Source organism: Actibacterium atlanticum (assembly GCF_000671395.1).
Taxonomy (GTDB): Bacteria; Pseudomonadota; Alphaproteobacteria; order Rhodobacterales; family Rhodobacteraceae; genus Actibacterium_D; species Actibacterium_D atlanticum.
This window is the reverse complement of the sequence record NZ_AQQY01000006.1, coordinates 46243-58417: the sequence shown is the minus strand read 5'-3', so window position 1 is coordinate 58417 and position 12175 is coordinate 46243. Positions and strand designations below refer to the sequence as shown.

Here is a 12175-nt window from a genome sequence, read left to right as displayed (position 1 = left end):
ACGGCATGGAACAGAAAGTGCGCGTCAACGTCGATCAGACCGGCGTAGCGCACTTGTTGCTTTCCAACCCGCCGTTGAACGCCTTAAGCGATGATCTGCGCCGCGCGATCTATACCGCGCTCGAGATGGCGCAGTCCAACCCCGAGGTCAAAGCGATTGTGATCGGGGCGACGGGGCGGAACTTTTCCACAGGGGGGGCGATGACCGAATTTGGGTCCTCTGACGCGCCTTCACTGGATCAATTATGCGACCAAATAGAAGGGTCCACGAAGCCCGTCATCGCAGCGATTCACGGTGCGGCCCTGTCAGCCGGGGCGGCTTTGGCATTGGCGTGCCATTATCGAATTGCTGCGAAATACAGCTATGTTGGATTTCCTGAGGTAAATTTAGGCATGGTGCCCGAAGGCGGCGTGACCCAGAGAATGCCACGAATTTTGGGTTCTGGCCCCGCGCTAGAGCTGATGCTGGTCGGGCGCACCATTGCCGGATCCGAGGCCGCGCGGCTGGGATTGATCGACCGGATCGTCCCGGATCACATCGGGCAAGAGTCCAAAGCTTGGGCGCGCGAACTGGCCGCAGACAGTGCTCCGCTGGTACCCACGCGCGAGCGCACCGAAGGGTTCTCGGACCCAAAGGCCTATCAAACCGCGATCGCCAGTGCGCGGGCGCAGGTGATTGATCGCCCGGTTCCGGCTGCGGCCAAGATCGTGGAATGCGTCGAGGCCGCGCAGCTTTTGCCTTTTGAAGCAGGATTGGCTTTTGAACAGGATGCGGCCATGGCCTGTCGCGAAAGTAATGCTGCCAAGGCGTTGCGGCACCTGCACTTGGCTGAGCAACGGCTGAGCCAAAATCCGGGGCCGGACAAAGACAGCGATCAGATAAAAACCGTTGCTGTTTTGGGGGCCGGGGCAGGTGCTGGGGGTTGGGCTGTAGTGTGTTTAGACGCCGGCATGAAAGTGCTGTTGCCTGATGTTGCAACTGCCGATGACCTGCGCATGCGGGTCAGCACCGTGTACAATCAGGCGATGATGCAGAACCGTCTGAACGAGGCCCAACGCGCGGATCGTCTGGCGCGGCTACGCGAAGCGCCTCTGGCGGACGCCGACTTGGTGATCGACTGCACCGACGAGCCTCTGGATGACCTGATCCCACAGATTCCCGAGCGGGCCATTCTGGCCGCGGTGCGGGCCCCGGGGCAGGAAGGCGAAGTTCTTTCAGCCGGTGGGGACCCCAGCCGCACTGTCCTGATTCAGACACCCGGTCCCATTCACAAGACGCGGGTTATTGAATTGCTGGTTGGGCATCAGACTTCGGTCCTGACACGCCAGCGCCTTGCCGGGTTTGCCCGTGCGCTGAACCGGCTGATCGTCCCCAGCCCGCTGGATGGCGGCGGGATCGGGGCGGCTGTCTGGGGCGGCTGTGCCTATGCGGCAGACCTTATGGTGCATGCCGGGGTCGCGCCTGAAGCGATTGATGCTGCGTTGAAAGGATCAGGGTTTGAACGTGTGCTCTATGATACCCGCACGGCGCCGTCTGCCGGGGCGGGGTCATTGGACATGCCCGCTGATCAAATTTTGCAACGTCTGTTGGACGCCATGGCAAATACCGGGGCGTTGCTGATTGAAGGTGGGTTGGCCATGTGTCCGGCCGATGTCGATGTGGTGATGGTTGACGGGTTCGGCTTTCCGCGCTGGCTGGCCGGTCCGATGATGACAGCCGATACCGACGGCTTGCTGGCGCTGCGCACCCGACTGCGCGCGCTGGACAGTGAAGACCCTGAATTCTGGGCGCCGTCCGGTGTTATTTCTGAACTGGTCAAAAATGGGCGCCGGTTCGCAGATCTGAATCCGCGCTGAGGGCGTTATGCGAGCATCACGCCCGCGACCACCATCATCAGTCCGATTGCCGATACAAACAGCGCGCCCATGTTCAGGACAACAACTTTTTGAAGCTTGGCTTTCATCTCGTCGTCGGGCAGTCCTGCCTTTTTTGCAGCATAGGCCAGCCAGATACACCGCATCAGCCCGATCAGGCCGATGACCGAAACCGCTGCGCCGCCCCAGATAAGAACTTCCATCTTATGCTCCTCTATCCTCGTGCTTGGGCAGCTATCGGATCACGCCGTGTCTTGCAAGCGGGCAGGCGGGCAGGTATCCGGGGGGAAAGCGAAACGAGCATAGCCCGAGGCCCAGATGAACGACACCGTCACCGACAGCACTTACCGCGTCACCGCAGATGAACTGCGCAGCTTTATTGAACGTGTGGAGCGTCTGGAGCAGGAAAAGAAAGACATCGCTGAACAGATCAAGGAAGTGATGGCCGAGGCCAAGGGCCGGGGCTATGACACCAAGGTCATGCGCAAGCTGATCGCTCTGCGCAAGCGTGATCGCGATGACATCGCCGAAGAAGAAGCAGTGCTTGAGATGTACAAAGAAGCGCTTGGCATGGGCTAAAATCTGCCCGCACCGGGGCCGGTTTGGCAGCATCTCGCCGTGGCGAGGATGCGCTTTGGCAATGCGAGGCAGACTGGGGTAAAATCCGAATCCTCGGCCTAGTACAGGAGCCCCGACATGACCCAAGTTGCCAAACTGACCCTTGCCGCAAGTGCTCTTGCGGCTTTGTCTGCCTGTTTCCCCATCCCCGAGCAATCTGCACCGCCCGCCGCGCAGTCGGGGGGATCGCCGGATTACTACAGCTGCGTTGCGGCAGGCGGGATTGTGTCAGCCAGCATACCGCCCTTTTGCGTGACGGGTGGTGAGACCTATTACAAGTAACGCCGTTTAGGGGGCCAGGAACTGCACGCCTGACATACGCTCAATAGCAAAGATGTCTTCTTCGTAGGCCTCGGTCATGTCCTCAACCAGCGTTTCAGTCCAGCCGGGTAAATCCAGCTCCATCTCGACTTCTTCCTCCAAGGCGAATTTGTCCAGAAAAGCCGCAACAACGCGGCGGCGCTGAATTTCATTTGCTGGGGGATGCTCCTTAAGATAGCTGCGCAGACGCTCCATGCCCTCTTTCGACATGATGCTGGCCAACAGATCATCCGTGCCCTTCAAGGCTGTGTACGGATCATGGCCAGATACCTCGCGCAGGACTTCGGGCCAGATCAGGGGGGTGTCCTCGTTGCACCAGACCGTCAGTGGCGCGCCGTCAATCATTGAGACAATGTCTTCGATGACGCTGGACCAACGGATCGTCAGCGGGTCTGTGCCGCTCATGAACCCCTGAAACGGGATATTATTCAGCCGACCATATAGCGCAGGGAGCAGCGTTGCGGGGTTTCGGATCGCAAGGTGAAATTCGCACTTGGCCTCGGGGAAAAGCTGCGACAGCCAATAGGCCTTGTCGCCCGCCTGTTTATAAAGTCTGGCGTCCTGCAAGGTATTGGCAGCGATACAAAAAGCGTTGGGCAATGAAAGTATCAACCGTTCCGGTTGCGGTGGTTTTTCATCATCTTTGCTAAAGATATGCGTCAGAAGTTCCGATTGCGCCTCGGGTGGTAAAGGCGCGCCACGGTGTTCGCCAATGGTTTCATGCAGTTTTGGCCGGTAGGCGCCAAGATGCGGCGCATAAATGCCTTCGGCGTTCAGCGTTTTGCTGTTGCGCATAAGGCATCTGATCAGCCGGTCATCGTCCGTACAGAGAGTCCCCAGATGATATGCGACCTGCATGTTTCGGCCTCTTTCCATTTGCTGCTTAGACCCATGAATATACGAGCTTTCTGGACAGTAAAACCGCTTTCCTGTAGTGCCGGGATATGACCGATGAAAATGCTCAACCATTAAGCCGGCACCGCACTGGATTGCGCGTGGATCCTTGGTCCGTCGGGGCGGTTGTTATCGCCTGCGCCGTACTGCTGCCGATCGTATCGGTTATTCTGATCGCCCTGAACCCGCGCGAAAACATCTGGCCACATCTGATCGCGACGACTCTGCCACGCTATTTGGAAAACTCGTTGGTACTTATGGGGGCTGTCGGGTTACTAACCGCCGCCGTCGGGGCAGGGGCGGCGTGGCTGATCACGATGTATCGCTTTCCGTTGGTGCGCTGGCTGGAATGGCTTCTGTTGCTACCGCTTGCGATCCCCGCCTATATCGGGGCCTATGCTCTGGTCGATTTTCTGGAATACGCCGGGCCGGTGCAGACATTGCTGCGCGATCTGTTTGGCTGGCAGTCAGCACGGGATTACTGGTTCCCCGAGGTCAGATCGCGCACCAGCGCTGTGATCGTGTTGAGTGCCGCGATGTACCCCTATGTCTATCTGTTGTCGCGTGCCGCCTTCCGCGAACAGTCGGGGGGGGTATACGAAGTGGCGCGTGCCCTTGGCGCGGGGGCTTGGGGCCGGTTCTGGCGGGTTGGCGTGCCGCTTGCCCGTCCGGCCATCGCCGCAGGCGCTGCAATCGTGATGATGGAGACAGTCAACGATTTCGGTGTGGTGGACTATTTCGCAGTGCAGACGCTGACGACCGGGATTTTCTCGGTCTGGCTGGAATCCTCTAATTCAGGCGGTGCGGCGCAGATCGCCATGGTGATCCTGACCCTGATCCTGATTCTGTTGACGCTGGAAAAGATTAGCCGCCGCAAGATGCGCTACTTTAACCCATCCCGCCAAACCCGTCCGATTGAACGCATTGCGCTGCGTGGACCGTTGGCTTGGGGGGTGACGCTGCTGTGTGCTGTGCCGTTTGCCATCGGCTTTGTCCTGCCCGCCGGGGTGATCATCAGCCATGCTCTGGATGCCCCACAGGGCTGGTTGGCATCTGGCTTGCTGCAAGACACGTTGAACACGGTGATGGTCGGGGGGATCGCGGCCTTGGTCACCGTGATCGGCGCCTTGTTCCTTGTCTATGGCGTTCGGTTAAGTGGTCGCACTTTGCCGCGTCTGCTGATGCCAGCAACAACCATTGGCTATGCCGCGCCCGGAGCCGTTCTGGCGGTCGGGTTGCTTATTCCGATGGCGGCGGCAGATCATGCCATTGCAGACCTGCTGGACCGCATTACAGGCGGGCGTAGCGGCCTGCTGATGACCGGATCCGCCTTTGCCGTGATCTTTGCCTACTGCGTGCGCTTCTTTGCCATCGCGCAGGGGGCCGCGGATTCGGCGATGGGGCGGGTTGCCCCGTCCTTGCCCATGGCCGCGCGGTCCTTGGGGCGCTCGGCCCGCACCACGCTGACCTCTGTTTATTTGCCGCTGATCCGAAACTCGGTCGGGACCGCGCTGCTTCTGGTTTTTGTCGATTGCGTCAAGGAATTGCCCGCCACGTTGCTGTTGCGCCCCTTTGGTTTCAACACCCTGTCCACGCGCGTTTATGACAAGGCTTCGCTTGAAAGCCTGTCCGAGGCCGCCCCCGCGGCGCTGTTGGTCAGCATGGTCGGATTGATCGCCGTCGGCTTTTTAGCCCGCGCCAACCGTTAGGGGGCTTGCACAGCGCCCGGGGTGCGGATAAATCACTCCCCAGTGCCCCTATAGCTCAGCTGGTAGAGCAACTGATTTGTAATCAGTAGGTCCGCGGTTCGAGTCCGTGTGGGGGCACCATAAATCCCAAATTTTTTTGCAAGAAATGGCTTGATAGCTGGTAGTCGTAGTATAACAAGCGTCCGGCTTCAGCCCTGTTAGCAGGTCTGCAATCTGATTGAAGAACTACGACTACCTAAAATTGTTCAAACAGGGCTAGACCTAGGCAAAGAGCACTTTCCGCCACCCGATCAACTCGTTTGCGGTGGTATTGTTCAAACCAGACCGCCCAGCCAAACGAAAGGTCATTGCAAGGGAAACATGGTCGTTCTTATGTTGGATCAAAAGTGCCGCCGGACCCAGGTGCCCCTAGATTTGTAAACGCTTTGCCGCCCAACTGTGAGGCCAGATTCTCGATAGAGAACATGCAATTGTAGCCGCGTGTTCAAGCGCCCAAAGGCTGGCGCGTCAGTTCATCAGCAATGCTTTGGTCCAGAGGCGTTTCAAAGCTGTTCAGAAGATAGCCAAGTGTGGAGTAAAACCCGACCGTCGCCAGAAGATCTAAGATGCCATGCTTGCCGATCCTCAGGCTCAGTTCAGCGCAGGTTTCTGGTGACAAACGATTGTTGTCAAACAGCTCATCGACAGCCTTGGCCAACAAAGCATCGCCTCCGGTGATTGCGTCCAGAGGGCCCCCAAGACGTGCAATTCGCGCGTCGCTCAATCCCGCCTTGCGTCCCCGAATGATATGCTGATGCCATTCATAGGACGACCCAAGCCGCGTGCCGGTACGCAGGATAACGACTTCGCTCTGTTCCGCCCCCAGTGACGTTTGGTTGACGACGTGCTCACGCAGGTTCGACCATGCCCTTAGTAATGCGGGGTGATGCGCCATGGTCCTATAAACATTCAACCCGCCCGCGAAACCGGACAGCATGTCGGCGATTTCGGCGGGCCACTCGGCATCGCGGATCGGTTCGAAACCCTGAATCATCGCCCTTGCTCGCTTGCTTAGCGCACCACGTACACAGAACAGGTAGAGTGCCTGACCACGCGTGCCGCGTTTGGCCCAAGCAGATAATCTGCGAAATTGGGTTTATGCGCCCCGATCACGATCAATTCGCATTTGGTTTCCTCGGCCACGCGCAGGATTTCCTCATAGGCCGTGCCCGTGGCCACAACGTGACGCACCTTTGCATCCGCCTCCGCCCCAAGGCTTTTGACGATCTGCCCTTTCAGGTCAGTCTTTGCCGCGGCGACGGCTTTGTCATGATGGCTTTTCTCAAAGAACCCGGCCACAAGGCTTTTACCAAAGTCAGGGATGACCGTGACCACATCAAGCTGGGCGCCATGAAGATCGGCAAGACGTTTGGCCTCTTTCAAAACCGCGTCGTCTTTTCCCTGATTGGAAATGTCGACAGCACACAGGACGGAACGGCTCATGCTGGAACTCCTTGTTTTGAAGCGCGCGCTTTTTGCAGGAAGACGATCAGACCCAAAAGCAACAGTCCGGGAATGAAAAGCAGCTCTTTGGGCATTTGGTCGGTTGGGGCTTTGACCTCTTTGACGGTGACAAATTCGTCTGCGTAGAAGTCATAGCCCTGCAACGTGGTGGCAAATGGCGTACCGAACAGCGGTTCTTCGACGACCAGTTTGCCATCCTCCTCAAACGTCAGCAGCCCCAAGGCATCCATTCGGGCACCCGCAGGGGTGTCATCAATCGGCAGGACAAGGGTTGTGTCCTTCAGCGCGCCCGTGTCGAAATCAGGCCCGTTCAGCACGATCCGAAGTTCAGAGCCGGCCGCCGCCGCATCGACCGCTTCAACCAAGGCCGTTGGTTGAATGTCGTTATACGGCGGCTGGATGCGATCCAGGAAGAAGTCCGGTCTAAACAGCGAGAACGCGATCACGATCAGAGCGACGCTTTCGTAAATGCGGCTCTTGGTGATGAAGTACCCCATGGTGCCAGCAGTGAAGACAAGGATCGCGATGCTGGACATCACGAACACCAATATGCCTTGCGTCCACGTCACATCAATCAGCAGAAGATCGGTATTGAAGATAAAGACAAACGGCAAAGCCACGGTGCGCAGGCTATAGAAGAACGCGACGAACCCGGTGCGGATCGCATCCCCCCCCGATACGGCGGCAGCTGCGAAACTGGCCAGCCCCACCGGCGGGGTCACGTCCGCCATGATCCCGAAGTAGAACACAAACAGGTGCACGGCGATCAGTGGCACGATCAGGCCCGATTGCGCGCCCAGTTCAACCACGACCCCAGCCATCAGCGAGGACACCACGATATAGTTCGCCGTGGTCGGCAGGCCCATCCCAAGGACAAGGGACAACAGGCCCACCATGACCAGCATCAAGATCAGATTGCCACCCGAGAGGAACTCAACCAGATCGGCCATGACCTGACCAACCCCGGTCAGGGTCACAGTGCCAACGATCACGCCCGCCGTGGCGGTGGCCAAACCAATACCGATCATGTTGCGTGCGCCATCGACCAGACCTTGCAGCAGGTCGACAACGCCGTCTTTGAAGCGCTCAACCATCTCGCTTTCACCGCGGAACATCGCCTTGAGCGGGCGCTGGGTCAGCAGGATGACGAACAGAAGGGAGGTCGCCCAAAAGGCCGACAGGCCCGGGGATTTCTGTTCAATCATCAAGAAGTACACCAGCACGATGATCGGCAGCAGATAATAGAGACCGGATTTGTAAATCTCGCCCACGACGGGCAGTTGGACCTCTTTGGCATGCGGGTCGTCGGGTTCAAGATCGGGTACTTGCGCGGCAAGATACAGCAGGCCCACGTAAGCCACGAACACCAGCGCCGACAGGATCAGGCCCGAGGCGGGCAGCAAAGATGTGATCGCTTTGACCGGGTATTGCACGCCGTAGCACAGCGCTGCAAAGCCCACAAAGAAAGCCGCCATGCCGCCGATGGTTTTGCCCATCGACACAACACGGTCGCCCAGAACCGGCATGTTCCGTTTCACTGCCTCAAGGTGCACGATATAGACCAGCGCGATGTAGGAAATTGACGCCGGCAGGAAGGCGTGGGTGATCACCTCAACATATGAAATCCCGACGTATTCCACCATCAAAAAGGCCGCGGCCCCCATGACAGGCGGCATGATCTGACCGTTCACGGACGAGGCCACCTCGACCGCGCCGCCCTGTTCCGAGGTAAAGCCAACGCGTTTCATCAGGGGGATGGTGAAGGTGCCGGTCGTGACCACGTTGGCGATGGACGAGCCAGAAATCAGACCTGTCGCCGCCGAGCCCACAACCGCCGCCTTGGCTGGCCCACCTTTGAGGTGCCCAAGGGCACCAAAGGCCATTTTGATGAAATAGTTCCCGGCCCCCGCTTTATCCAAAAGCGCGCCAAACAGCACGAACAGGAAAACGAATTTCGTGGAAACCCCCAGCGCAATGCCGAACACGCCTTCGGACGTGATCCACATATGGCTCATGGCTTTCTTCAGCGACGCACCACCCCAGCGGATCACATCCGGGACAACGGTGGACGAGCCGAAAAAGACATAGAGCAGAAAGATGGTGGCGATGATCGCCATGGCAGGGCCCAGCGCACGTCGCGCGGCCTCGAACAACAAGATCAGGCCCGCCAGCGCGAACCACTTGTCAACATTGTCGGCCAATCCGCCTGAGTTGACGATTTTCTGATAAAAGAAATATCCGTAAAGCGCGATGAAAGCGCCAACCACGGCCATAATCCAATCCTGGATCGGGATGTAATGCCGGGGGCTCGATTTCAGCGCGGGGTAGGCCATAAAGGCCAGGAAAATCGCAAAGGCCAGATGGATCTGGCGCGAGTTGTTTATGACCGATCCGGGGAGAACATAGTTGGCCAGCGGCGAGGCCAGAACGACCTGAAACACCGACCAGACAATCGCGACAATCGCAAGGAACGTGCCGACAAACCCAACCGGATTTCGGGCACCGGCATCGGAAGACGAAACCAGTTCCTGTAGCTCTTCTTCGCTAAGTGCGCGGCCTTCTGTCTTTTGATCTGTCACGTTAAGTCCCCCTGGATATCTCAATTGGCTTGAGTTCACTGGTAGCGAGAGGCGCCAATGGCGCCCCTCCTAGTCTTTTGATCAAACTGGGTTATTCGATCCAGCCTTGCTCTTTGTAGTATTTCGCGGCACCCGGGTGCAGCGGAGCAGAGAGACCAGCGGTGGCCATTTCTTCAGGCTTGAGGTTGGCAAAGGCCGGGTGCAGTTTCTTGAAGTCTTCGAAGTTTTCAAAGACCGAGGAAACCACGGTGTAAACGGCTTCGTCCGATACCGATTCTGATGTCACGAAAGTTGCACCCACGCCGAAGGTGGATGTGTCGCCGTCATTGCCGCGGTACATGCCGCCGGGGATGGTTGCCGAGCGATAGAACGAGTTATCAGCAATCAGGCCGTCAACCGCATCGCCGGACACGTTCACCAGTACCGAGTCACAGGCGGTGGTGGCTTCCTGAATGGAGCCCGAGGGGTGGCCAACGGTATAGACCATCGCGTCGATCTGGTTGTCGCACAGCGCAGCCGACTGCTCGGCGGCTTTCAGCTCGGTCGCCAGGGCAAAGTCGCCGGTTGTCCAGCCCAGTGCGCCCAGCAGTACTTCCATGGTGCCGCGCTGACCCGAACCGGGGTTGCCGATGTTCACGCGCTTGCCCTTAAGGTCTTCGAACGACGAAACACCCGCGTCTGCGCGGGCGACGACGGTAAAGGGTTCAGGGTGGACCGAGAAGACTGCCCGCAGGCCTTCAAACGCGCCGGCATCTTCGAACTTCGATGTGCCGTTGTAAGCGTGGTACTGCCAGTCGGACTGGGCCACACCAAATTCCAGCTCGCCTTCCCGGATGGTGTTGATGTTGTAAACCGAGCCCCCGGTGGATTCGACCGAGCAGCGGATGCCGTGGTCACGACGGCCCTTATTAACCAGACGGCAGATCGCGCCGCCCGTCGGATAGTAAACGCCCGTCACACCGCCGGTGCCGATGGTGATGAACTCCTCGGCGAAGGCCGCGGGTGCAGAAACAGCAAGCGCCAGAGCGGTGGCGGCGACTGTGTTAAATTTTGTGTATGACATAAGTGTCTCCCAGTTGTCGGTCTCTTGATGCTTCTCTCCTTGGTCGCAACAGCCAGCACGGCAATTGCGCGGCGTTTGGTGGTCAAACGCAGGAGTTTCAGTGCATCACACCCCAAAATGGTCCCCGAGACCGGGCTTGCTGTCTATGCGCGTCACTACCTATAGAATTTGCCTATCCAAAGTGATTGCATGTGCCGGAAGCACCATGGAATCGGATCAATGAGCCGCGTTTTCCACAGACATTCCAATAAGTTACCCCCAATCGGCACAAAGGGTGGCGGCGTTTATCTTTATGACGCCGATGGGAAGGCCTATTTCGACGGATCGGGCGGCGCTGCGGTTTCCTGCCTTGGGCATGGCGACCCGGATATTATCAACGCGATCAAGCAACAGCTTGATTCTATGGCATTTGCGCATACGGGTTTCCTTGGCTCGCAACCCGCCGAAGACCTTGCCGATCTGCTGGTTGATCACGCGCCTGACGGGTTAGAGCACGTCTATTTCGTATCCGGCGGATCCGAGGCTGTGGAAGCGGCGCTAAAGCTGGCGCGGCAGTATTTTCTTGAGATCGGCCAGCCGGAACGCTCCAAGATCATCGCCCGGCGGCAAAGCTATCACGGCAACACGCTGGGTGCTTTGGCGGTGGGCGGCAACGCGTGGCGGCGTGAACCTTTTGCACCGTTGCTGATGAACGTCAGCCACATCGCGCCGTGTTACGAATACCGGGATCGCCGCGCGGATGAGACCAGCTCTGACTATGGCCAACGCGTCGCCAACGAGCTGGAACAGGAAATCCTGCGTTTGGGAACTGATCAGGTGATGGCTTTTGTCGCAGAACCTGTGGTGGGTGCGACGATGGGCGCCGTGCCAGCGGTCGAAGGCTATTTCAAACGCATACGCGAAATTTGCGACACATACGGTGTTTTGCTGATCCTGGACGAGGTCATGTGCGGCATGGGACGCACCGGCACCCTGTTTGCAGCAGAACAAGACGGGGTTAGCCCCGATATCTGCACCATCGCCAAAGGGTTGGGCGCCGGGTATCAGCCGATCGGTGCGACCCTGTGTTCGGTGGAAATCTTTGACGCCATCAAAACCGGCAGCGGGTTCTTTCAGCATGGGCACACCTATGTCGGCCATCCCACGGCCTGCGCTGCCGGGCTTGCCGTGGTGCAAAAGCTAACGCAGGGCGGCATCGTGGATCAGGTCTCGGCCAAGGGGAAGCAATTGCGTGATCTGCTGCATCAGGAATTCGGCCAGCACCCCAATGTGGGTGACATTCGCGGCCGCGGCCTGTTTGTCGGGCTTGAGTTTGTCGCCGACCGCGACAGCAAGGCGGTGATCGACCCCAGCCACAAGTTCAACGCCCGCCTGAAAACCGCAGCCTTCGAGGCGGGTTTGATTTGCTATCCGATGGGCGGTACGATTGACGGCAAGAACGGGGATCACGTGTTGCTTGCGCCCCCCTTCATCTCGGAAGACCATCATCTGGAAGAAGTGGTCAGCAAGCTTTCCATCGCCGTCAGTAAAGTCACCGCAGACTTGGGGATGTGATCAGAGCATTTGGCGTATCGCATTAGGCAAGATGGCATCAGGGTTTCGCTGGGTTTCGTC

General features: G+C 58.4%; 11 protein-coding genes and 1 tRNA gene. 6 read left to right on the top strand and 6 right to left on the bottom strand.

Annotated elements, in window-relative coordinates; all coding sequences use genetic code 11:
• The first annotated feature begins 5 nt into the window (after window positions 1–5).
• On the top strand, window positions 6–1856 hold the full coding sequence (locus ATO10_RS10225; protein WP_035251154.1) for an enoyl-CoA hydratase-related protein: 1851 nt from the start codon (window positions 6–8) through the stop codon (window positions 1854–1856).
• 5 nt (window positions 1857–1861) lie between these two features.
• Here the strand turns inward: ATO10_RS10225 and ATO10_RS10220 are convergent, their stop codons facing one another.
• Window positions 1862–2077, bottom strand: a complete 216-nt coding sequence (locus tag ATO10_RS10220; RefSeq protein ID WP_035251152.1) for a hypothetical protein — start codon at window positions 2075–2077, stop codon at window positions 1862–1864.
• A gap of 115 nt (window positions 2078–2192) precedes the next feature.
• Here ATO10_RS10220 and ATO10_RS10215 point away from each other — a divergent pair, with 115 nt between their 5' ends.
• Both ATO10_RS10215 and ATO10_RS10210 read left to right on the top strand, forming a co-directional pair.
• Window positions 2193–2453 carry a DUF2312 domain-containing protein gene (locus tag ATO10_RS10215; protein ID WP_035251151.1) on the top strand — a complete coding sequence of 87 codons (261 nt, stop codon included), beginning with the start codon at window positions 2193–2195 and terminating at the stop codon, window positions 2451–2453.
• Between the two features lie 117 nt (window positions 2454–2570).
• Complete coding sequence (locus ATO10_RS10210; RefSeq protein WP_035251150.1) at window positions 2571–2774, top strand: hypothetical protein; 204 nt, start codon at window positions 2571–2573, stop codon at window positions 2772–2774.
• Window positions 2775–2780: 6 nt separating this feature from the next.
• Here the strand turns inward: ATO10_RS10210 and ATO10_RS10205 are convergent, their stop codons facing one another.
• Window positions 2781–3608, bottom strand: coding sequence for a hypothetical protein (locus tag ATO10_RS10205; RefSeq protein WP_238323462.1), 828 nt, complete (start codon window positions 3606–3608; stop codon window positions 2781–2783).
• 149 nt (window positions 3609–3757) lie between these two features.
• Here ATO10_RS10205 and ATO10_RS10200 point away from each other — a divergent pair, with 149 nt between their 5' ends.
• A complete protein-coding gene (locus ATO10_RS10200) occupies window positions 3758–5416 on the top strand; it encodes an ABC transporter permease (protein WP_035251146.1) in 1659 nt (552 codons plus the stop codon).
• A 44-nt stretch (window positions 5417–5460) separates the two neighbouring features.
• Window positions 5461–5536: transfer RNA gene (locus ATO10_RS10195), tRNA-Thr, on the top strand.
• A gap of 364 nt (window positions 5537–5900) precedes the next feature.
• Here ATO10_RS10195 and ATO10_RS10190 read toward each other — a convergent pair.
• From ATO10_RS10190 to ATO10_RS10175, 4 genes are all read right to left on the bottom strand, one after another.
• A complete protein-coding gene (locus ATO10_RS10190) occupies window positions 5901–6449 on the bottom strand; it encodes a carboxymuconolactone decarboxylase family protein (RefSeq protein WP_035251145.1) in 549 nt (182 codons plus the stop codon).
• Between the two features lie 17 nt (window positions 6450–6466).
• Window positions 6467–6898, bottom strand: coding sequence for a universal stress protein (locus ATO10_RS10185; protein WP_035251143.1), 432 nt, complete (start codon window positions 6896–6898; stop codon window positions 6467–6469).
• Entirely contained in the window at window positions 6895–9498 is a 2604-nt protein-coding gene (locus ATO10_RS10180) for a TRAP transporter permease (RefSeq protein WP_035251142.1), read from the bottom strand. The genes ATO10_RS10185 and ATO10_RS10180 overlap by 4 nt, the downstream gene beginning before the upstream one ends.
• A gap of 91 nt (window positions 9499–9589) precedes the next feature.
• On the bottom strand, window positions 9590–10561 hold the full coding sequence (locus ATO10_RS10175) for a TAXI family TRAP transporter solute-binding subunit (RefSeq protein ID WP_035251140.1): 972 nt from the start codon (window positions 10559–10561) through the stop codon (window positions 9590–9592).
• Between the two features lie 219 nt (window positions 10562–10780).
• Between ATO10_RS10175 and ATO10_RS10170 the strand changes: the two genes are divergently transcribed.
• A complete protein-coding gene (locus ATO10_RS10170; RefSeq protein ID WP_035251139.1) occupies window positions 10781–12115 on the top strand; it encodes an aspartate aminotransferase family protein in 1335 nt (444 codons plus the stop codon).
• The last annotated feature ends 60 nt before the right edge of the window (window positions 12116–12175 follow it).